General features: G+C 65.9%; 9 protein-coding genes. All 9 read right to left on the bottom strand.

Annotation, left to right across the window (positions count from 1 at the left end):
- Window positions 1-66: 66 nt before the first annotated feature.
- Entirely contained in the window at window positions 67-9951 is a 9885-nt protein-coding gene (locus MF6396_RS06445) for an autotransporter-associated beta strand repeat-containing protein (protein WP_238596416.1), read from the bottom strand.
- Between the two features lie 45 nt (window positions 9952-9996).
- A complete protein-coding gene (locus MF6396_RS28960) occupies window positions 9997-15072 on the bottom strand; it encodes a beta strand repeat-containing protein (protein WP_238596415.1) in 5076 nt (1691 codons plus the stop codon).
- 247 nt (window positions 15073-15319) lie between these two features.
- Complete coding sequence (locus MF6396_RS06440) at window positions 15320-15694, bottom strand: YkgJ family cysteine cluster protein (protein WP_043864412.1); 375 nt, start codon at window positions 15692-15694, stop codon at window positions 15320-15322.
- Between the two features lie 180 nt (window positions 15695-15874).
- Window positions 15875-17110, bottom strand: coding sequence for an alanine transaminase (gene alaC, locus MF6396_RS06435; protein ID WP_043864411.1), 1236 nt, complete (start codon window positions 17108-17110; stop codon window positions 15875-15877).
- Window positions 17111-17258: 148 nt separating this feature from the next.
- Window positions 17259-18386 (bottom strand): hypothetical protein, encoded by a 1128-nt coding sequence (locus MF6396_RS06430; protein ID WP_078479914.1) that lies wholly within the window; start codon window positions 18384-18386, stop codon window positions 17259-17261.
- 946 nt (window positions 18387-19332) lie between these two features.
- Complete coding sequence (gene cyoE, locus MF6396_RS06420) at window positions 19333-20220, bottom strand: heme o synthase (protein ID WP_043864408.1); 888 nt, start codon at window positions 20218-20220, stop codon at window positions 19333-19335.
- Between the two features lie 11 nt (window positions 20221-20231).
- Window positions 20232-20564: a cytochrome o ubiquinol oxidase subunit IV gene (cyoD, locus tag MF6396_RS06415; protein WP_043864407.1), complete on the bottom strand. Its 333-nt coding sequence runs from the start codon at window positions 20562-20564 to the stop codon at window positions 20232-20234.
- Complete coding sequence (gene cyoC / locus MF6396_RS06410) at window positions 20565-21188, bottom strand: cytochrome o ubiquinol oxidase subunit III (RefSeq protein WP_043864406.1); 624 nt, start codon at window positions 21186-21188, stop codon at window positions 20565-20567.
- A 3-nt stretch (window positions 21189-21191) separates the two neighbouring features.
- Window positions 21192-23210 carry a cytochrome o ubiquinol oxidase subunit I gene (gene cyoB / locus MF6396_RS06405; protein ID WP_043864405.1) on the bottom strand — a complete coding sequence of 673 codons (2019 nt, stop codon included), beginning with the start codon at window positions 23208-23210 and terminating at the stop codon, window positions 21192-21194.
- Window positions 23211-23213 lie beyond the last annotated feature (3 nt).

Genomic DNA, 23213 nt, shown 5'->3' with positions numbered 1-23213 from the left:
GCGATGGTACTTGAGGTACCTGCGCTCAAGCCACCGCCTTCACGCGCCGTGATCGTCGTTCGCCGCCTAGAACCCCATGCTGAAACTCACCGTTACCGCATGGTCGCGGGTGTCGCTGGACAGCTGCCCCGAATAGCCCAGGCCCAGTTTGCCGGCCTGCCCGATCGACAGGTCCAGCCCCGCCTCGACCACCGCCGCATCGCGGGCGATCGGCACGCCCTGGGTGGTGAAGCCGGCGCCGCCCTCGATGAAGCGCAGGTCGGCATCGGGCTTGGTGTCGCCGTAGGCATGCCGCCAGCCCAGGCTGCCACGCGGGGTCAGGGTGCTGCCGTTGGCCAGCTTGAACGCCTTGCCCGCCCGCAGGCCCACGGTGGAGAAGGTGATGTCCTGGTCGGCACTGGCCTTGAGCCGCGCCGCGCCGCCCTTCTCGCGTGCAGTGTCGCTGTCATAGTTGACGTAGGCCAGGCCCGCGAACGGTTCCAGCGCCACACCGCCTGCCTCGATGGCGTAGCTCACCTCGCCGAACACCTGCGCGGTGCGCGCCTTGTACTTGGCCTTGAGGCGGTCGTCGTAGCTGCCGATGGCGACGTCACGCTTGCTCTCGATGTCGTGCCAGCTGTACGCCGCACCCACGCGGGCCGAGAAGGCATCGAGCTGGTAGCCCAGATAGGTGGCCAGGTGGTAGCTGTCGATGCTCGCATCGGAACGGCGGCCGCTGGCATCCAGGTCGCTGCGGGTATAGCCGGCGGCCACGCCCACGCGCCAGTCGCTGTTCAGGCTGCGGTCCACCCCGAGCAGGAAGCCCTGCACGTTGCGGTCGATGCTGGCGCTGTTGCTGTTGCCGTCCATCTTGCCCCAGGTGCCCAGTGCCTGCGCCCAGCCCACGGCCTCGTCGTGGCAACCATCGCTGGTGAGCTGGTTGGCATTCGGTGCCAGGGCCCGACGCGGATCCTCCTCGCGCATGCAGCCTGGCTGGCGCAGGCGGTCGTTGACCGCTTCGCGCACGTAGCGCGAGTCTTCGATCAGCGCACTGGCGGTACTGGCATGGATCTCGCCCGACAGGCTGTCCAGCGCCGCCTGAACGCCACCACGGTTCTGCGCCATGACCGCGCCCAGTACCGCCGCCGGTGCCCCGCTGCTGCCCAGTGCGCCGGCCACGGCCTGCTGGTTGGGGGTCGAAGCCACATCGCCGAGGCTGGTGCCGTTGCGGCTGATGGTGACGCCGACCTGGTTGCTGCCGTAGTTGAGGGTGGTGTCGTAGAACGGCGTATCCGGCAACTGCACGGTGGTGAAGGTGCCGTTCACCCCGCCGCCGGCAGTCACCACGGTGTACTGCGCGTTGCCCGAGGCCGGTGCCGAGTTCAGCACCACCAGGCTGCCGCCCAGGTTGGCCGTGCCGCCCACGGTCAGGCCGCTGCTGGCGGGGTTGCCGACCACCACCTGCAGGGTGCCGCCCGGGGCGTTGGTGAAGTTGCCGCCGACCTTGAGCCCACTGGCCGGGTCAGGCTGCACCACACCGTTGTTGACCAGCGAGCCCACGCTGCCGTTGCCGCTCAGTGCGGCACCGGCCCCCACCGTGACCTTGGCCCCGAGCATCGTGCCCGGGTTGGCCGCATTGCCCACCAGCAGCAGGCCCTGGTTGACCGCCAGGTTGCCGCTGAACGGCTGGTTGCCGGTCAGCAGCAGGCTGCCGCTACCTTGCTTGACGGTGTTGCCGGTGCCGCTGAGTACACCGTTGAAGCGGCCGTCGGTGTCCTGCTGGAACACCAGGCTGGCGTTGTCGACGATGTTGCCCTGCAGGCTGGTGGTGTTGCCCACCAGCGTACCGCCGCTGACCCTGGTGCCGCCGGTGTAGGTGTTGGCGCCGCTCAGGATCAGCGTGCCTGCGTCGAGTTTTTCGATACCGCCCGCGCCCACCAGCGGCGCGGAGATCTGCGTGCTGTCGCCGGTGTTCACGCGCACGGCGGCCAGGTCGCCATTGGCTGCATTGACCGGTGTCAGGCTGCCGCCGCTGCCGGCCACCAATTGGTAGCCGCCGCTGAGGAACTGCAGGCCGGTGAAGGACTGGTTGCCAGCCACGGTGACGGTCCCCGCCTGACCACCGAACACGCCGAACTGCGCATCCCAGGTTTCGCTCAGGTTGCCGTTGACGTCGGTCCAGTTGGTGCCGTTGCCCCAGGTACCGCTGCCGCCACCGATGGTGCCGTCGGCATTGGTCTTGCCGCCGTTCCAGAACTGCAGTGCGCCACCGGCGCCCTGCACCACCAGGTTGATCTGCTGGGCGATGGCCGTCTGCAGGGTCAGTTGGCCTGGCAAGGTGCCGCCTGGCAGCAGGCCGAACAGCAGGCCGTTGTCGGTCAGGTTGCCACCGTAGCTGAACAGCTGGTAAACGCCGCTGCCGAAGCCACCGGCATTGCTGATGTTGAGCGTGCCATCAAGGGTCAGGTCGCCCGCCACCTTGACCACGGTGGTCGAGGCCGATGCCTGCCCGAGCGCCAGGTCGACATTGCTGCCGGCATCCAGGTTGAGCGCACCGACCTTGAGTGGCGTGGCGCTGCCTGCCGCCAGGGTCGCACCGCTGGCCAGGTTGACCGTGCCGGCGTAGTTGCCGCTGCCGCCCAGGGTCGCCCCGTTGTTGACCTGCACCGTGGCACTGGCCAGGCTGCCGTTGACCAGCAGGCTGCCGGCGTTGACCGTGGTGGCGCCGGTGAAGCCGCTGTTGCCGGTCATCAGCAGTTGCCCGCTGCCGTTCTTGATCAACGTGCCGCTGCCGGTGAGGTTGCCGGTATAGGTACCGTTGCTGGCCTGTTCGAAGGTCAGCGCGGCGTTGTTGAGGATCGCGCCCTGCAGGCTGCTGGTATTGCCCTGCACGCTGCCGGCGTTGAAGGTGCTGCCGCCGCTGTAGGTGTTGGCACCGCTCAGCAGCAGTGCACCATTGCCGTTTTTCACCAGGCTGCCGTTGCCGCTGATCACCCCGTTCAGGGTCAGGTCGTGGCTGCCGCCCAGGGTCAGTTGCGAGGCCAGGCTGACGGCGTTGCCCAGTTGCAGGTCAAGCGTGCCGTCGAGCTGCGCAGTGCCACCCACCGTGAGCGCGCCGCTGCCCAGTGCAGCGTTGTCGCCCAGGGTCAGGCTGCCGGCATTGAGACGCGTGCCGCCCTGGTAGGTGTTGGCGCCGGCCAGGGTCAGGTCGGCCGTACCGTTCTTCACCAGGCTGCCGCTGCCGCTGACGAGGTTGGTGAGATCAAGGTCATTGCTGCCCGCGATGGTCAGCGCACCGCCGAGCGTCACGGCGTTGCCCAGGGTCACGGCCTGGTTGGCATCCAGCGTGGTGCCGTCGGCAGCCGTCAGCGCGCCGCTGCCCAGGGCGGTGTTGCTGCCCACCACCAACGTGCCGCCGTTGAGCTGGGTGCCGCCGGTATAGCCGTTGTTGCCGTTGAGCACCAGGGTGCCGCCTTCGAGCTTGGCCAGGGTGCCGCTGCCGTTGATGTCCACGTTCAGCGTGGCGCTCACGCCGTTGCCGATACGCACGTTGCCGGTGCCCTGGGCACCGTTGGTGAGGTTCAGCGCGTCACCGCTCAGCACGTAGCCGTTGTCGAGGAACTGCAGGCCGTTGACGGTCTGCACACCATCGACGGTCACCGCGCCGCCCGTGCCCTGGAACACCGCGAAGGTGCCGTTCCAGGCCTGGTTGAGCGCTCCGTTGGCATCGGTCCAGTTGGTGCCGCCAACGCTCCAGACACCGGCGCCGCCGTCGACCGATCCATTTCCGACGGTCTGGCTGCCGTCCCAGAACAGCACATTGTTGTTGCTGCCGCCCACCACCAGGTTGACCTGGTTGTTGACGGCGGTCTGCACATCCAGATCGCCCGCGATGACCCCATTGGGCACGCTGCCGATGGCCAGGCCGTTGTTGGTCAGCGCGCCGCTGTAGTCGATCAGGCGATACACGCCCGCACCGAACCCGCCCAGGTCGGTGACATTGAGCTTGCCGTCCAGGGTCAGGTTGCCGCCCACGTTGATCAGCGCCGGGGTACCCACCACAGGGGCGCCCAGGGCCGCATCCAGGTTGGCGTCCGCGCCCAGTACCAGCGAGCCGACGCTCAGGGTATCGCCGCTGCGCAGCGACAGGTGCCCGCCGTCGGCGACGGTCAGCGCGCCGCCGAGGCTGCCGGTGCCGCCCAGGGTGCTGCCGCTGTTCACCGTGACCGTGCTGCTGGCCAGGCTGCCATTGACGATGAGGCTGCCGCCGCTGACGGTGGTGGCCCCGCTCAGGGTATTGCCACCGCCCAGGGTCAGCGTGCCGGTGCCGGTCTTGTCCAGCGTACCGGTGCCGCTGAGCACCCCGCCGAACGTGCCCTCGCCCACTTGCAGGCCGGTACCGGCGCCCACGTTCACGGTGCCGCTGCCGCTGAGCTCGCCCAGGTTGGTGGTGCCGCCCAGGTTGAGGCTGGCGCCGTTGCCCAGGTTGAGCTCGGCAGGGTTGCCGAGTGCACCGCTGCCCACCGTGCTGAGGCTGCCGGAGAGAATATTGAGGATGCCGCTGAAGCTGTTGTTGCCGCTGAGGGTGAGGTTGGCCGCACCGTTCTTGTTCAGGGTGCCCGCACCGCTGAGCACGCCGGCCAGGGTCAGGTTGTTGGTACCCGCCACGTTGAGCGTGCCGCCCACATCCACCGCGTTGGCCAGGGTCATGGCGCTGGTGGTGGTCAGGGTGGAGGTGCCGCTGACACTCAGGGCACCGCTGCCCAGCGCCGAGCCGTTGCCCAGCGTCAGGTTGCCGGCACCCAGCTGGGTGCCGCCGCTGTAGGTGTTCACCCCGGTGAGGGTCAGGCCGCCGCTGCCGGTGTGGTTCAGGCTGCCCGTGCCACTGATGACGCCGCCCAGGGTGAGGTTGTTGCTGCCCGGCAGGGTCAGGCCGGCGTTGAGCACGATGGCATTGGCCAGCGACAGCGCACTGCCATTGACCAGGCTGGAGGCGCCACTGACGGTGAGCGCACCACTGCCCAGCGCCCCGGCGTTGCCGACATTCAGGGTGCCGCTCTGCAGTACGGTACCGCCCGTGAAACCGTTGGCACCATTGAGCGTGAGGCTGCCGCTGCCCTGCTTGGTGAGGCTGCCGGCGCCGTTGACCAGGCCATTGAGGGTCAGGTCGTTGCTGCCGAGCAGCGTCAGGTTGCCGCTCAGGTTGAAGGTGTTGGCCAGCGACAGTGCGCTGCTGCTGTCCAGTTGCGTGCCCGCGGCCGCGTTGAGGGCGCCGACGCCCAGTGCGGTGTCACTGCCCAGTACCAGCGTGCCGGCATTCAGGGCGGTAGGGCCGGTGTAGCTGTTGTCGCCGTTGAGCGTCAGGCTGGCGCCGCCCGCCTTGAGCAGGCCGCCGTTGCCGCTGATGTCACCGTCCAGCGTCAGTGCGTTGCTGCCGGCAATGCTCAGTTGGCCGAGCAGGCCAATGGTGTTGGCCAGGCTCACCGCCTTGTTGCTGTCCAGGGTGGTGCCATTGGCCGCAGTCAGCGTGCCACTGCCCAGCGCGCCGTCATTGCCGACCACCAGGGTGCCGCCATTGAGCTGCGTGCCGCCGGTGTAGCCGTTGGCGCCGTTGAGCACCAGCGTGCCGCTGTCGAGCTTGGCCAGGGTCGCGCTGCCATTGACCGGCAGGCCCAGGGTGGCGGTCACGTTCGGGTCGACACGTACCGCAAAGCTGCCACTGTTGCCGTTGACGGCGTTGAGCACCCCGCCGCTGCCGGCGACCAGCTGGTAGCCATCGGTGATGAACTGCAGGGCATTGACGGCCTGGCCACCTTCGACCGTGACCACGCCGCCCGCAGCGCCCTGGAACACCGCGAACTGCCCCTGCCAGACGTCGTTGACGGTGCCGTTGAGGTCGGTCCAGTTGGTGGTGGTGGTGTTCCAGGTGCCGCTGCCGCCCTGCACCACGCCATCGGGGACAGTGCCCGCCCCATCCCAGAACTGCACGATCAGGTTGGGCGAGTTGACCAGCACGTTGACCTGGCCGGTAATCGCGGTTTGCAGTTGCAGCTCGCCGGGCGTGACGCTGCCCGGCAGGCTGCCCAGCACCAACCCGTTGTTGGTCAGCGAGCCGTAATCGAACAGGCGATAGATACCATTGCCGAAGCCGCCGTCATCGCTGATGTTGAGCGTGCCACCCAGGGTCAGGTTGCCGGCAACACTGAACAACGAGGTACCGCCGGTGACGGGCGAGCCGAGTGCGACGTCGATGCTGGCGTTGGGCGCCAGCGCCAGCGAGCCGAAGCTGAGCTGGGTGCCGCTGGTGCCGGCCAGGTGGCCGCCGTTGACGATGGTGGTCAGCCCGCCCACGCTGCCGCTGCCGGTCAGGGTCGCGCCGGAATTGACCGTCAGGTTCCCCCCGTTCAGGGCGCCCGACACGTTCAAGGTACCGCCGCTGACCTGGCTGGCGCCGCCCAGGTTGCTGATGCCGGCAAGTTCCAGCACGCCGGTGCCGACCTTGTTCAAGCCGCCGCTGCCGACCAGGGCACCGGCGAAGACGCTGTCCAGGTTGGTACTGCCCAGGCTCAGCGTGCTGCCCAGGCCGATATTGGTGGTGCCGCTGCCGGTGAGTGCACCGATGCTGGTGTTGCCGTTCAGGTTCAGGTCGGTGCCGCTGCCCAGGTTGACACTGGCGACATTGCCCAGGGCGTTGCTATTCAAGGTGGTCAGCATGCCCTGGGTGATATCGAGTGTGCCGCTGAAGGTGTTGTTGCCGAACACCACCAGTTCCTGGGCGCCGCTCTTGATCAGGTTGCCCGAGCCACTGATAACCCCACCCAGGGTCAGGTTGGCGGCCGTGTCCAGGGTCAGGTCGCCATTGACCGCGATGGCATTCAGCAGCGTGACAGCCTGGGTATTGCCCAGGGTGCTGGTGCCCGTCGCGCTCAGTGCGCCGCTGCCCAGCGCAGCGCCATTGGTGACGGTCAGGGTGCCGCCGCCCAGGCTGGTACCACCGGAGTAGGTGTTGGTGCCGCTCAGGGTCAGGTTGCCGCTACCGGTCTTGATCAGTTGGCCGTTGCCGCTGATCACGCCGCCCAGGCCGAAGTCGTTGCTGCCGTTGACGGTGAGGTTGGCATTGAGGCCGATGCCGTTGTTCACCACCACGGCGCTGTTGCCGCTGCTCAGGGTCGAGTTGCCGGTGACCGACAGCACCCCGGTGCCCAGCGCATTGTTATTGCCCAGCACCAGGGTGCCGGCGGTGAGGATGGTCTCGCCGCTGTAGGTGTTGCTGCCGTTGAGGGTGAGGGTCGCAGCGCCGTTCTTGGTCAGGTCGCCGGGGCCGTCGATCACGCCGTTCAGGGTCAGGTCGTTGCTGCCGCCGACGTTCAGGTTGCCGACGATGTTCAGCGCATTGCCCAGCGTCACCGCCGTGCTGGCATCGAGGATGGTGTTGTTGCTGGTGCGCAGGGTACCGACGCCCAGTGCGCTGTCGCTGCCCACGATCAAGCGGCCGGCGCCCAGCAGGGTGTCGCCGCTGTAGGTGTTGGCGCCGCTCAGGGTCAGGTCGCTGGCGCCGGTCTTGACCAGGCCGCCCGCGCCGCTGATCGCGCCCGTCAGGGCCAGGTTCTGCGCGCCGAGCAGGGTCAGGTTGCCGGTCAGTACCAGGGCATTGTCCAGGGTCAGCGCGGTGCTGGTGTCCAGCGTGGTGGCGTCGGCGGCGGTCAGGGTGCCACTGCCCAGCGCCGTGGCCGAGGTCAGCAGCAAGCCGCCGGCATTGAGCGCGGTACCGCCCTGGTAGGTATTGTTGCCGCCCAGGGTCAGCACCCCGGTGCCGGTCTTGATCAGGCCGCCCGCACCGCTGATGTCGCCGCCCAGGGTCAGGCCGGCGCTGTTGGCGACGGTCAGGTCGGCATTCAGGCCGATGGCGTTGCCCAGGTTCAGCGCGGTGTTGCTGGCCAGGGTGGAGGCGCCGCCGACCGTCAGCGCGCCGCTGCCCAGTGCGGTGGCGTTGCCTACGGTGAGGGTGCCGGCATTCAGGGTGGTGCCGCCGCTGTAGGTGTTGGCACCGGGGAGGGCGAGGTAGCCGCCACCGGTCTTGATCAGCCCGCCAGTGCCGCTGACCACGCCCGTCAGACCCAGGTCGGTGTTGCCGGCGACCGTCAGGTTGGCGCCCAGGTTGACCGCGTTGGCCAGGTTCACCGCAGCGCTGCTGGCCAGGGTGGACGCCCCGCCCACGCTGAGGCTGCCGTTGCCCAGCGCCAGCGCATTGCCCACGGTAAGGGTGCCGGCGTTCAGGGTGGTGCCGCCCTGCCAGGCGTTGGCACCGGTCAGGGTCAGGTTGCCCGCGCCATTCTTGGTGAGGCTGCCGGCACCGTTGACCTGGCCGCCCAGGGTGATGTCGTGGGTGCCGCCAACGGTCAGGTTGCCGGCCAGCGATACGGCGTTGAGCACGGTGACATCCAGGCTGCTGTCCAGCGTGGTGCCGCCTGCTGCCACCAGGTTACCCAGGCCCAGCGCCTGGTCACTACCCAGGACCAGGCGGCCGCCATTGAGCAAGGTGTTGCCCAGGTGGGTGTTGCTGCCCGACAGGGTAAGCGTCGCGCCACCATTCTTGCTCAACCCGCCGCTGCCGGTGAGGTTGCCGGCAAGGGTCAGGTCGTTGCTGCCGACCACCGTCAGGCCGCCGAGCAGGCCGATGGCATTGCCCAGGGTCACGGCGCTGCTGGCGTCCAGTGACGTGCCGGCCTGTGCAGTGAGCGTGCTGGTGCCCAGTGCGGTGTTGCTGCCGACGATCAGGGTGCCGCCGGCGAGGCTGGTGCTGCCCTGATAGGTGTTGTTGCCATTGAGGGTCAGGCTGGCCGAACCGTTCTTGACCAGCCCGCTGCTGCCGCCGATCACGCCATTGAGCACCAGGTTGCTGGTGCCCGGCAGGGTCAGGTCGGCGCCCAGGTTGATCACGTTGGCCAGGCTCAGCGGGGTGCTGGTCGCCAGGCTGGACGCGCCGGTGACGTTCAGCGCACCACTGCCCAGTGCCGCACCATTGCCCAGGGTGAGGGTGCCGCCGCCGACGCTGGTGCCGCCCTGGTAGGTGTTGGCACCATTGAGGGTCAGGTTGCCCGTGCCGGTCTTGTTCAGGGCACCGCTGCCGCTGACGATGCCGTTGAGGGTCATGGCGTTGAGGCCGTCGAGGGTCAGGTTGGCGCCCAGGTCGATAGCGTTGGCCAGGCTGGTCGTGGTAGTGCCTGCCAGGCTGCTGGCAGCGGTCACGTGCAGCGCGCCCGTGCCCAGGGCCAGGTCATTGCCCAGCAGCAGCCGGCCAGCGGCCAGGGTGGTGCCGCCGGTGTAGCTGTTGGCGCCGCCCAGGGTGAGCGTGGCAGCGCCGTTCTTGGTCAGGTTGCCGGCGCCGTTGATGCTGCCGTTCAGGGCCAGATCGTTGCTGCCGGCCACCGTCAGGCCGCCGAGCAGGTTGACGCTGTTGCCCAGGGCGATGCTGGCGTTGCTGTCCAGCGTGGTGCCGTTGGCAGCAGTCAGCGCACCGCTGCCCAGCGCCAGGTTGTTGCCTACCACCAGGGTGCCGCCATGGAGGGCGGTGCCGCCGCTGTAGCCGTTGCTGGCGTTTAGCACCAGCGTGCCGCTGTCGACCTTGCTCAGCAGGCCGCTGCCGCCCAGGGCGACACCAACCGTGGCGGTCACACCCGGATCGACACGCACCGTAGTGGCGCCATTGCTGCCATTGACCAGGTTCAGCTGGCCGGTCACGCCATTGAGCAGGCGGTAGCCATCGGTGACGAACTGCAGGCCGGTGATCGACTGCGCGCCATTGACCAGCACGTCGCCTGCGGCGCCCTGGAATACCGCGAAGTTGCTGCTCCAGTCACGGTTGCCGGTGCCGTTGACCGTGGTCCAGTTGGTACTCAGGGCATCCCAGGTGCCGTTGCCGCCCTGGATCACGCCGTTGCCGACCAGGCCGGTGCCGTCCCAGAACAGCACGCTGCCATTGGCGCCACCGACCAGCAGGTTGACCTGGCTGCCGATCTAGGTCTGTACCTGCAGGTCGCCCAACTGCACGCTGCCGGGAATGCTGCCGATCACCAGGCCGTTGTCGGTGAGCTGGCCGGTGTAGTTGATCAGGCTGTAGATACCGGTGCCAAAACCGCCGAAGTCGCTGACATTGAGGGTGCCGTCCAGGGTCAGGTTGCCGTTGACCTTGATCAGCGCATTGCCGCCGGTAGCCGGCGAACCAAGGCCCACGTCCAGGTTGGAGTTGGCGTTGAGCACCAGCGAGCCCAGGGTCAGGCTGCTGCCGCTGTTGGCCGCCAGGTGGCCGCCATCGGCGATGGTCACCGCGCCCAGCACGCTGCCGGTGCCAGTACTGGTGAGAGTGGCGCCGGTATTGACCTGCACCAGGTTGCTGCCCAGCGAACCGGTGACGTTCAGGGTGCCGCCATTGACCTGGGTGGTGCCAGTGAGCAGGCCGTTGTTGCCGGCCAGTTCCAGGCTGCCGCCGCCGACCTTGATCAGGCCACCGGCCCCGGCCAGGCCGCCGGTGAATACGCTGCTGGCATCCCCCGCGCCCACGCTCAGGTTGGTACCGGCCCCCAGGTTCACGCTGCCGCTGCCGGTGAGGCTGGCAAGGCTGCTGCTGTTACCCAGGTTGAGGCTGGCGCCCAGCCCCACGTTCACCGCCGAGGCATTGCCCAGTGCGCCGGCACCAACCGTGGTCAGGCTGCCATTGAGCACGTTGACCGCGCCGCTGAAAGTGTTGTTGCCACTCAGGGTCAGGTCGGCCAGGCCATTCTTGATCAGGCCACCGGTGCCGCTGATCACCCCGCCCAGGCTCAGGTCGTTGTTGCCCGCCAGGCTCAGGTCGGCATTGAGTATCAGGTTGTTGCCCAGTGCGAAGCTGGCGCTGTTGTCCAGGCTGGCGTTGCCGGCCACGGTCAACGCGCCGGTGCCCAGGGCATTGGCATTGCCCAGGGTCAGGCCGCCGGCATTGAGCACGGTGCCGCCCTGGAAGGTGTTGACGCCATTGAGGGTCAGGTTGCTCGCCCCGTTCTTGACCAGCCCGGCGGCGCCGCTGATCACGCCGCCCAGGGTCAGGTCGTTGCTGCCGGCCAGGGTCAGGTTGGCACCCAGGTTGATCGCGTTGGCCAAGGCGAAGCTGGCGCTGTTGTCGAGGCTGGCCGCACCGGTCACGTTCAGTGCGCCATTGCCCAGCGCCGAGGCATTGCCCAGCACCAGCGCGCCGGCATTGAGCAAGGTCCCGCCGGTGAAGGTGTTGAGGCCATTGAGGGTCAGGGTGGCGGCACCATTCTTGATCAATTGGCCGGCCCCGGCGATCACACCGCCCAGGGTCAGGTCATTGCTGCCGACAACGCCCAGGTTGGCGTTCAGGTTCACCTGGTTGGCCAGGTTGAGCGCCACGCTGTTGTCGAGCGTGGCAGCGCCGCCCACGTTCAGTGCGCCGCTGCCCAGTGCCTGGTTGTTGCCCAGGCTGAGGCCGCCGCCATTGAGGTTGGTACCGCCTTGATAGGTATTGGCCGCGTTCAGGCCGAGGGTGGCCGTGCCCGTCTTGGTCAGGCTGCCGGTGCCGCCCACCACGCCGTTGAGCGTCAGGTTCGCGGCCCCGCCGATGCCCAGGTTGCCGGCCAGGTTGACCAGGTTGGCCAGGCTGACCGCCGTGCTGGCCTCCAGTTGGGTGTTGCCGGCTGCGTTCAGCACGCCGGTGCCCAGCGCGGTGTTGCTGCCGACGATCAATTTGCCGGCGTTCAGGTTGGTGGCGCCGCTGAAGGTGTTGGCACCACTCAGGGTCAGGTCGGCACCGCCGGCCTTGGTCAGGCCGCCTGCGCCGCTGATCACGCCGCCGAGGTTGAGGGTGTTGCTGCCCAGCAGGTTGAGGTTGCCGGCCAGGGTCACGGCATTGCCCACCGTCAGGGCTTTGGTGGCGTCCAGCGAGGTGTTGCCGGCAGCAGCCAGCGTACCGGTGCCCAGTGCGGTGTTGTTGCCCAGGTTCAGCGTGCCGGCATTGAGCGCCACGCCGCCACCGAAGGTATTGGCAGCGCCCAGCGTCAGGTTGGCCGCGCCGTTCTTGCTCAGGCCCGAGGCGCCGCTGATGACGCCGTTCAGGGTCAGGTTGCTGGTGCCCGGCAGGGTCAGCACGCCATTGAGGACCACGGCATTGGCCAGTACCAGCGGTGAACTGTTGGCAAGGCTCGCCGCGCCGCCGACAGTCAGGGCGCCGGTGCCCAGCGCTGCGGCACTGGCCAGGGTCAGGGTACCGGCGTTCAGGGTGGTACCGCCGAGGAAGGTGTTGTTGCCGCTGAGGGTCAGGTTGGTGGTGCCGTTCTTGATCAGGCTGCCATTGCCGCTGATCAGGCCTTGCAAGGCCAGGTCGTTGCTGCCGTCGAGGGTCAGCGCGCCGTTGAGCGTGAGGGCGTTGCCCAGGGTCACGCCCGGGGCGGCGTCAAGGCGGGTACCGTCCGCCGCGATCAGTGCGCCCTGCCCCAGCGCCGTGCTGCTGCCGAGCACCAGCTTGCCGGCGTTGAGCCGGGTGTTGCCCACGTAGGTGTGGTTGCCGGCAAGGGTCAGGTCGGCTGCGCCGTTCTTGATCACGCCGCCCGCGCCACTGATCGGGCCGCCCAGGCCAAGATTGGCCGTGCCGCCGACGGTCAGGTCGGCGCCAAGGTTGACCGCGTTGGCCAGGCTGAGTGCCACGCTCGCATCCAGGCTGGCGGTGCCCGTGGTGTTCAGGGCGCCGCTGCCCAGGGCGTTGGCCGCGCCCACCATCAGGCCGCCGGCATTGAGCGTCACACCGCCCTGGAAGCTGTTGTTGCCGTTGAGCGTGAGCAACGCGGCGCCGTTCTTGACCAGCCCGCCGCTGCCCGACACCACGCCGCCGAGCGTCAGGGCATTGCTGCCGGCCAGGGTCAGGTTGCCGCCCAGGCTGATGGCATTGGCCAGTGCAACCGAGGTGGTGCTGTCCAGCGTGGTGCCATCGGCCACGGCCAGCGTGCCGGTACCCAGCGCCGTGTTGTTGCCGACGATCAGCTTGCCGGCCTGCAACTGCACGCCGCCGCCGAAGGTATTGGCCGCGCCCAGGGTGAGGTCGGCCGCACCGCTCTTGATCAGCCCGCCGGTACCGCTGACCACGCCCCCCAGGGTGGTCGCGCTGGTGCCCAGCAGGCTCAGCGTGTTGGCGCCGAGCACCACGGCGTTGTTGAGGTTGACTGCGCTGCTGGCGTCCAGGCTGGCATTGGCGCCCAGGGTCAGCGCGCCGGTACCCAGCGCCGCGCCGTTGCCCACGGTCAGGCTGCCGCCGTTGAGCAGCAGGCCGCCGGTGAAGGTGTTGGTGCCCGTGAGGTTGAGGTTGGTGGTGCCGTTCTTGACCAGGCTGCCATTGCCGCCGATGACGCCGCCGAGGGTCAGGTTGTTGCTGCCGGTGAGGGTCAGCGCACCGCCCAGGCTGATGGCGTTGGCCAGGGTCAGCGCACTGCTGGTGTCCAGGCTGGTGCCGGCGGCCGCAGTCAATGTACCGCCCCCCAGCGCGGCGGCATTGCCGAGGATCAGCTTGCCGGCGCCCAGCGTGGTACCGCCGCTGTAGGTGTTGCTGGCGGCCAGGGTCAGGTCGCCGCTGCCGGTCTTGTTCAGCGAGCCGGTGCCGCTGACCACACCGCCCAGGGTCAGCGCATTGCTGCCGGGCAGGCTCAGCGCTGCCGACAGCTGCACGGCGTTGCTCAGCACCAGCGGTACCGAGCCCTGCAGGCTGCCGGCCCCGGTAACGCTCAGGCTGCCGGTGCCCAGGGCCGCGGCGTTGGCGAGCGACAGTACGCCAGCATTGAGGAAGGTGCCGCCGGTATAGGTATTGGCCCCGCTCAGGCCCAGGGTGCCGGCGCCTGTCTTGGTCAAGGGGCCGCTACCGCTGACGATGCCGGTGAGGGTCAGGTTGTTGTCGCCGATGATGCCGAGCCCGCCGGCACCGAGGGTGACGGCGTTGGCCAGCGACAGGTTGGCCGCGCCCGCACCCAGCGCGCCACCGTTGGCCGCGATGGTGCCGGTGCCGAAGGTCGAGGCGTCGTCGAACACCAGCGAGCCGCCGTTGAGGCTGGTGCTGGTGACCCCGAGCAACGCGCCGGAGAGTGTCCAGGTGCCGCTCTGCACGAGCAGGTTGTTGAAGTTGATGTAGTTGCTGGCCGAAAGCGTGCCCGTGCCGCCGGTACCGGTGCCCCCGCCGATGGCGTTCTGCAGGGCAAGGGTGTTGCTGCCGCCGGCACCGCCGTCGACCTTGCCGCTAGGCGCATACAGCAGGTTGATGCCGGCGATGCCCAGGTCGACGCCTACACCTCCCCCGCTACTGACACTGGAACCTGTGATTGCGTTGAAGCGGTTGGTGGAGTTCGCCCCCATCGACACGCCGCCACTGATCGCGCCACTGTTGGTAAAGGTATTGCCGGTGGCAGTGCCTGATGCCTGGAACGCCACGCGACCGATGATGGTGCCGGTGTTGGTCATGTTCACGCTGCCGCCGCCATACACCGCCACCACCGGGGCGTCTGGGGCCAGCACGCTGACGCCGACAATGTTCGATGAACCGATGGTGCCGTCGTTGACCAGCGTGGTAACGCCACCGTTGCCGTTCTGCACGCTCAGGGCCAGGCCGTTGAGGTTGAGCAGGCTGGCACTGAGCACACCGGTGGTGCCCTTGATAACGCCACCGCTGAAGTTGGTGATGCTGACCGTGCTGGCCGCCGAGTTGCCGACCTTGATCCCGGAGCTGAGCCCGCTCAGGATCCCGAGGAATGCGGGGTCGATGGTGCCCGAGTTGTTCAGGGTGACGTTGTTGCCGCTCAGGTTGACTGCCGTGCCGAGCAACGGCGCGTTGATCTGCGAGCCATTGCTCAGGTTAAGGGTCAGGTTGTTGGCGGAGGAACTGACGTTGCCGTTCAACCCCGGGGTGCAGGTGACCGTCGCGCCCGCACCGGGGATCAGCGGGGTACAGGCGGCACTGGCCGTTGCACTGAACAGGCCGAAAGCGATTCCCGCGGTGGCCAGGCTCACGGCCAGCGACAAGGGGCGAACACGGGTGGGGGCAAGCTTGACGGCACGTCTGTCCACGGGCGACTCCTTCGTGGATCAGGCAGTTCGTTCCTTGAATGCGTGCGACGGGTAAGCCGTGGAAACTACACACACTAACGTCGAAATGCCTGACCTTGGCGACTACGATTCCAGTGCTGGAATATGTAGCCGCTTTCCCGGAGCCCTTGCGCAAAGGCGTTACGTCAAATGGTGTTAATACTTTGGCAATGGGCCCCGTGAATACAGGGCCTCGTCAAACTTACAGCGTCAGCCAACCGACGAACGGTCAGGCCACCTCCGGGTCTTCGGCGGGCCAGAACGGCTCGTTGGCTTCCAGAGGGGGCAGGCCGTGGGCGGCCCGCGCCGCGTTGCAGTCGTCGTTGGGCTGGCCATTGACCCAGGCGGCATCGAACTCGCGGCAGGGGCTGGAGCGCTGGGCATAGAGCGAACAGCTGACGCTCTTGCCGATCTCGCCTTCAAGCCCTATGCAGCGACACGGCTTGGCGTCGGTGCCGATCATCGCCACCCGGGTCGGGTTGATCTGCACCACCAATTCATCAGGCACGACACCCCCGGCCGAGGTGCATTCACCCCAGAAAAAGGACACACGGAAATACGCGCAGCAGGCACCGCAAGTCAAACAAGGATTGTTTTCGGACATGATTTGGGAGGGGGGGGAGAAGTATCGTTGGAGGGAGAAACCCGACGATCATTCTATGCTTCGGCGTGGCGTTGAAAAGGGGGGCAGTGAAAGAAATATGGGCGGCCGACGGAAGGCGGTGTCGCGCCCTTCGCCGGCAAGGCCGGCTCCTACGGGAGCAGGCCTTGCCGGCGAGGTGCATCACGACGTGCGTGAAGCCCTGGCCGCCTTCGGCGCCTCGATGCCATCGGCACGGAACATCTGGCGGATGCCGCGCACCGCCTGGCGAATGCGGTCCTGGTTCTCGATCAGGGCAAAGCGCACATGGTCATCGCCATAGTCGCCAAAGCCGATGCCCGGCGACACGCATACCTTGGCTTCGGCCAGCAGCTTCTTGGCGAACTCCAGCGAACCCAGGTGCGCGTACTGCTCGGGGATCTTGGCCCACACGTACATCGAGGCCTTGGGGTTCTCGACCATCCAGCCGGTCTCGTGCAGCCCCTTGACCAGCACGTTGCGCCGCTGGCGGTACTGCTCGGCGATGTCGCGCACGCACTGCTGGTCGCCTTCGAGCGCCGCGATCGCCGCCACCTGCAACGGCGTGAAGGTGCCGTAGTCGTGGTAGCTCTTGATTCGCGCCAGGGCGTTGACCAGCTCCGGGTTGCCGACCATGAAGCCGATCCGCCAGCCGGCCATGTTGTAGCTCTTGGACAGCGTGAAGAACTCCACGGCGATGTCCTTGGCACCCGGCACCTGCATGATCGACGGGGCCTTCCAGCCGTCGTAGACGATGTCGGCATAGGCCAGGTCGTGGATCACCAGCACGTCGTACTGCTTGGCCAGTGCCACCACACGCTCGAAGAAGTCCAGCTCCACGCACTGCGCGGTGGGGTTGGAGGGGAACCCCAGGATCATCATCTTGGGCTTGGGGATCGACTCGCGGATCGCCCGCTCCAGCTCGTTGAAGAAGTCCACGCCGGGCACCAGCGGCACCGAACGCACCTGGGCCCCGGCGATCACCGCGCCGTAGATGTGGATCGGGTAGCTGGGGTTGGGCACCAGCACGGTATCGCCGTGGTCCAGGGTGGCCAGCATCAGGTGGGCCAGGCCCTCCTTGGAGCCGATGGTGACAATGGCTTCGGACTCGGGGTCGATCTCGACGTCGTAGCGGTCCTTGTACCAGTGCGAGATGGCCCGGCGCAGGCGCGGGATACCGCGCGAGGTGGAGTAACCGTGGGTGTCTTCGCGCTGGGCGACCTGTACCAGCTTCTCGACGATGTGCGGCGGCGTGGCCCCGTCGGGGTTGCCCATGCTCAGGTCGATGATGTCTTCGCCACGACGGCGCGCGGCCATCTTGAGTTCGGCGGTGATGTTGAATACGTAGGGGGGGAGACGATCTATGCGCGCAAAGCGGCGCGGCGAACCTTGGTCAGCCATGGTTACCTCGAGGACGTAAGCGCCCGGAACCGTCCGAGCGACGTTGGCCACTGCGGTGGCCGAGGCAGAAGATAGTGCCTGCAGGCAATGCCTGTAAAGTGGATTCGATCGCGGGCCGCGCAGCGCGGCCGCGACCGGTGCCGGGGTGTCAGCACAGACGCTCGAACGACAGCGAGCGCCAGCTCCCCACATCCAGGCCCTCCTCCGGCGCCATGTGGGCCCCGCGCACGAAGCTGAAAGCCTTGCGCATATCGCCCTGGTGGACCAGCCGATGCTCCCCTTCGGACTCGCTCAGCAGCGTGTAGGAGTGCTTGCGCATGGCCCTGTAGCGGGCATCGTCGCGGTCCATGGCATCCAGGTAGTCGGCCACCTGCCCTTCGCTCAGCTCAAGGCGTTTTTGCAGCGTCACGCCCCAGCGGGTCAGGCAGGTTTCGGCAAAATGGCGCACGATCAGGCCCGGGTCGGGCAGCTCGTTGCCGGCACTGGCGCCATCGGCCGAGGCATTGCCCACCAGCGTGGCGTGGCGTCCTGGCAGCGGAAAGATGTGGACACGGGTATCGGGGTAGGTGGACGGGATGACGCAGGCGAAGCCCTTGGAGCGCTCGTCGCGAGAAAAGAAACCCACGTACTCCTTCACGTTGGGGCGCAGGTGCAGGCGGTGTGGCTGCAGGTTGTTGATCCCGGGCACGGGGTCGATGGCAAAGATGTTCACCGGCACGTGGGCCAGTTGCGGGTCGTCGGCCATGGCGTTGGCGAGCATGTGGGCACTGATGCCGCCGCGGCTCCAGCCCACGATATTGACCTGATCGGGAATCAGGCCGTCCTTGCGGTGCATGCGGATGATGCCTTCCTGGAGTTGCTGCGGGGTCACGCCGCGGTCGCCATAGTCGTACTGGCGCCAGAACCAGGAACCCTCCTTCTTCACGTCCTCGATCGGCACGCCGGCTGACTTCAGGCGGTTGTAGTCCTGCTCGGTGAGTTTTTCGCGCTGCCAGGTACACGAGCCCTTGATGACCTGCAGGGCGTGGGCCACGTTCTGCTCCCAGCCGGCGCCGAACAGGGTGCCGGTGAGGCCGTATTCCTTGTTTTCGATGAACAGGTCATCGGCCTGCATGTTGCCACTGCCCGGGCCGTCGATGGCGATCCAGTTGGCGAACTCGCGGCTCTGGTCGTTGGAAGCAAGGGTGGCGACCAGTTCGCCGTTCCAGAAATTGGGGTTCTGGTCATCGAAACGGTGCGATCCGGTGCCGCAGAAGTAAACGGTCAGAATGCTCATGGCGGTGTGCTCCTTGGGGTGGGGAGCCGTCACGCTAGCAATGCCGGGGGTTGCGTGTTCAGCGGGGAGTGGTGCCCGGGTGGGAGGGATTGCCGGCCGTTGGCACGCACCGATCCAGAGGCCTTGCTCCGGCTGGTGATCTTGCTCTGGTTTTTGATCTGCTTTTGATCTGCTTTTGATCTGCTTTTGATCTTCTGGCCCTTCAGGAGGCCGAGTGGAGCGCCTGCGTAGTGGGGTGTAGGGCCATGGATGGCCCGGAAAGTGCCGACGGGCAGGGACGCCCGTGCGGCGCGGCCCCCGGAGCAGGTGCGGAGCGAGGGGACCCGGAGCGAAGCGTAGGGCCGTATGCAGGGCCCAGCCTTTTTGGTTACTTTTGGGGCGTTTGCCAAAAGTGACCCGCTGTAAGAGCGGAAGGCGCCGCTCGCAGCGCTATCCATGTCGGATAATCACAACCACATGAAAATCGACAATCATGTGCTTATCCAGCATGGATATCGACATTTAGGGCCCCTTCCGCTCTTACAGCGGCTTACTTTTTTCTTGGAAAAAGTAAGCAAAACCGCTCCGTCCAGCATCCGGCCCTACGCTTCGCTACGGGTCCCCTCACTCCACCCACGCTCCGTGGGGCCGCGCCGCACGGGCGTCCCTGCCCGTCGGCACTTTCCGGGCCATCCATGGCCCTACACCCCACTACACGCGGGCTCCATTCGGCCTCCTGAAGGACGGAAAGATCAAAAGCAAAAGCAAGAGCAAGAGCAAGAGCAAGAGCAAGAGCAAGAGCAAGAGCAAGAGCAAGAGCAAGAGCAAGAGCAAGAGCAAGAGCAAGAGCAAGAGCAAGAGCAAGAGCAAGAGCAAGAGCGGGAGCGGGAGCAAGAGCGAAGCCGTTTCTGAAGGGCAAAAAAAACCCCGGCACCTTTCGGCCCGGGGTCTCTTTCAACACATCAGATCAATGCGCGTAGGTCAGCAGCAGTTCGGTCGGCACCTTGGTGTCCAACGACATCATCACGCTCAACGCGGTGATGGTGAAGATGGAAAACACGAACAGCTTGCGCGCCCACAGGCGATCATCCACAGCCTTGTAGCCGGTCCAGGCCATGTACAACCAGTACATGCCCATCGCCGCCGCAACAGCCATGTAGCTCATGCCGGCATAACCACCGATGGTCAGCATCAGGGTCGCTGCCAGGAACGCCACGATGTACCAGAGGATGTGTTTCTTGGCCACCAGGATGCCACGCTTGACCGGCAGTACCGGAATCGAGGCCGCCAGGTAGTCGTTGAAGCGGAAGATCGCGATCGCATAGGAATGCGGCATCTGCCACAGGCTGAACATCACCAGCAGGGTCAACGCAGCCAGGTCGAAGCTGTTGCTCACGGCGCAGTAGCCGATCACCGGAGGCATGGCACCGGACAGGCTGCCTACCAGGGTGCCGTGCACCGATTTGCGCTTCAGGTACAGGCTGTAGAAACCCACGTAGATGATGAACCCGATCAGGCCGAACAACGCTGCCAGGGCATTGGCCTGCACGTACAGCAGGCCAAGCCCGGCCACCCCGAGCAGGGTGGCGTAGGCCAGCGCGATCTTCAGCGAGACCTGCCCTTGAACCATCACACGGTTCTTGGTGCGCTCCATCTTGATGTCGATGTCACGGTCGATGCAGTTGTTGAACACGCAACCGGACGCCACCACCAGCGAAGTGCCGATCACCGTGGCCAGGAACAGCATGAAGTCCACATGCCCTTGCGCGGCAAGGAAGAAACCGCCTGCCACAGAAAGCACGTTACCGAAAATGATCCCCGGTTTGGTGATTTGGATAAAGTGCTTAAAGGACATGCCGTCTTACCTCACTTCGCCATCATGCTGGTGTGGATGCTGAACATGATCCACAGCGACAGGCCGACCAACAGTGCAATGACCAACCCGGTGAACAGGAAGGCGCTGACGTTCTCACGCTGCTCTGGCGAACGGTCCAGGTGCAGGAAGTAGTACAGGTGCACGACGATCTGGATGACCGCGAAGGCCACCACGATCAGTACGGTCATGTCTTTGGGCAAGGTCGGGTACATCACCAGACCGAACGGGATCAGCGTCAGGATCACCGACAGTACGAAGCCGATTGCGTACGACTTCACGCTGCCGTGGCTGCCCTCGGCGTGCTCGTTATGTGCGTTAGCCATTTACAGAACCCCCAGCAGATAGACAACGGTGAATACGCAGATCCAGACCACGTCCAGGAAGTGCCAGAACAGGCTCAGGCAACCCATGCGGGTCTTGGCCGAACCGGTGATGCCCTTCTTCTGGATCTGGTACATCATCACGGCCATCCAGATCAGACCACCGGTCACGTGCAGACCGTGGGTGCCGACCAGGGCGAAGAAGCCCGACAGGAAGCCGCTGCGCTGCGGGCCGAAGCCTTCGCTGATCAGCAGGTGGAACTCGTTGACTTCCATGACGATGAAGCCAAGGCCGAGCAGGAAGGTGACTGCCAGCCAGGCCAGTACACCGTTCTTGTTGCCCTTGTACATCTGCAGCATGGCGAAGCCGAAGGTGATACTGGAGAACAGCAGCAGCGCGGTTTCAGCCAGTACATACGGCAGTTCGAAGATGTCGTGACCCGACGGGCCGCCGGCAAAGTTGCCGGACAGCACCGCGTAGGCTGCGAAGATCGACGCAAACAGGATGCAGTCGGTCATCAGGTACAGCCAGAAACCGAATACGGTCATCTGGCCCGAGTCGTGGTGTTCTTCGTGCCCATGGTCGTGACCATGAGCAGCATCAGCATTGATTACATGACTGGACATTGATTAAACCCGTTCAAACGATTCGACAGGCGCACCGACTGGCGAGCCGGTAGCCAGACCGAGGTGCTTCAGACGCTCACCTTCGATACGTGCCACTTCCTCGGCAGGAACCATGTAGCCCTGGTCGTCACGCGCAGCGTGAGCAACGAAGACAGCGATGGTGCCGATCAGGCCGACCGCGGCCAACCACCAGATGTGCCAGATGGTGGCGAAACCGAAGACGGTCAACAGCGCGCCCATGTACAGACCGGTAGCGGTGTTGTTCGGCATGTGGATCGGTGCGTACTGGGCCGGAGCCTTGTAGGCGATACCGGCGCGCTTGGCTTCGGTCCATGCGTCCAGGCCGACTTTTTCCGGCATGGTGGCGAAGTTGTAGAACGGCGGTGGCGACGAGGTCGACCATTCCAGGGTGTGCGCATTCCATGGGTCGCCAGTGACGTCCATGTTGTCCTTGCGATCGCGGATCGACACGTACAGCTGGATCAGCTGGCAGGCGATACCGAACAGGATCAGCACGGCACCGACCACGGCCACGTACAGGTACGGTTCCCAGGCAGGGTTGTCCGAGTGGTTCAGACGACGGGTCATGCCCATGAAGCCCAGTGCGTACAGCGGCATGAAAGCCACGTAGAAACCGGAGATCCAGAACCAGAAGGCAGCCTTGCCCCACTTCTCGTTCAGGGTGAAACCGAAGGCTTTCGGGAACCAGAAAGCGAAGCCGGCAATGTAGCCGAACACCGCACCACCGATGATCACGTTGTGGAAGTGAGCGATCACGAACAGGCTGTTGTGCAGCACGAAGTCAGCACCAGGTACGGCCAGCAGTACGCCGGTCATGCCGCCGATCGAGAAGGTCACCATGAAGCCCAGGGTCCACAGCACTGGCGCGGTGAAGCGCAGACGGCCCTGGTAGATCGTGAACAGCCAGTTGAACAGCTTGACCCCGGTCGGGATCGAAATGAGCATGGTCGCCAGACCGAAGAAGGTGTTGACGCTGGCGCCCGAACCCATGGTGAAGAAGTGGTGCAGCCATACGCCGAAGCCCAGAACCGAGATCGCACCCGAGGCGTAGATCATCGACTTGTGGCCGAACAGGCGCTTGCCGGTAAAGGTCGAGATGACTTCCGAGAACACGCCGAACGCCGGCAGGATCAGGATGTACACCTCAGGGTGACCCCATGCCCAGAACAGGTTGACGTACATCATCGGGTTCCCACCAAGCTCGTTGGTGAAAATGTGGAAGTCCAGATAACGGTCAACGGTCAGCAGTGCCAGGGTCGCGGTCAGGATCGGGAACGAAGCCACGATCAGGATGTTGGCCCAGGTGCAGGTCCAGGTGAAGATCGGCATGTCCATCAGCTTCATGCCAGGGGCGCGCATTTTCAGCACGGTGGCCAGGAAGTTGACACCGGTCAGCGTTGTCCCCAATCCGGATATCTGTAGCGCCCAGATGTAGTAGTCGACACCGACCCCAGGGCTGTACTGGATACCCGCCAGCGGTGGATAGGCCACCCAGCCGGTCTTGGCGAACTCGCCCACGCCCAGGGAGATGTTGACCAGCGCAACGCCGGACACCAGCAGCCAGAAGCTCAGGGAGTTGAGGAACGGGAAGGCAACGTCACGTGCACCGATCTGCAGAGGCAGGGCCAGGTTCATCAGGCCGGTGAAGAATGGCATCGCCATGAAGATGATCATGATCACACCGTGAGCGGTGAAGATCTGGTCATAGTGTTCAGGAGGCAGATAGCCCTCGGCGCCGCCAGTGGCCATGGCCAGCTGGGTACGCATCATGATGGCGTCGGCAAAGCCGCGCAGCAGCATGACCATCGCGACGATGATGTACATCACCCCGATCTTCTTGTGGTCGACCGACGTCAGCCACTCGGTCCACAAGTAGGTCCACTTGCGGAAATAGGTGATTGCAGCAACCAACGCGAGACCGCCGAGCGCGATCATGGCGAGGGTCACCATGACTATCGGCTCGTGATACGGGATCGCGTCCAGACTAAGTTTACCGAACATCTT

Origin of the sequence: Pseudomonas sp. MF6396, from assembly GCF_002018915.1 — a bacterium.
Lineage (GTDB): Bacteria > Pseudomonadota > Gammaproteobacteria > Pseudomonadales > Pseudomonadaceae > Aquipseudomonas > Aquipseudomonas palmensis.
Note: the sequence above shows the minus strand (reverse complement) of the source record. Positions and strands in the feature narration are given on the sequence as shown.

Bases quoted from the DNA above. Each gene is read 5' to 3' on its own strand.
- MF6396_RS06430 (WP_078479914.1), bottom strand. From the start codon at position 18,386: ATGAGCATTCTGACCGTTTACTTCTGCGGCACCGGATCGCACCGTTTC.
- cyoD (WP_043864407.1), bottom strand. From the start codon at position 20,564: ATGGCTAACGCACATAACGAGCACGCCGAGGGCAGCCACGGCAGCGTG.
- cyoB (WP_043864405.1), bottom strand. From the start codon at position 23,210: ATGTTCGGTAAACTTAGTCTGGACGCGATCCCGTATCACGAGCCGATA.
- cyoC (WP_043864406.1), bottom strand. From the start codon at position 21,188: ATGTCCAGTCATGTAATCAATGCTGATGCTGCTCATGGTCACGACCAT.
- alaC (WP_043864411.1), bottom strand. From the start codon at position 17,110: ATGGCTGACCAAGGTTCGCCGCGCCGCTTTGCGCGCATAGATCGTCTC.
- MF6396_RS06440 (WP_043864412.1), bottom strand. From the start codon at position 15,694: ATGTCCGAAAACAATCCTTGTTTGACTTGCGGTGCCTGCTGCGCGTAT.
- cyoE (WP_043864408.1), bottom strand. From the start codon at position 20,220: ATGTCCTTTAAGCACTTTATCCAAATCACCAAACCGGGGATCATTTTC.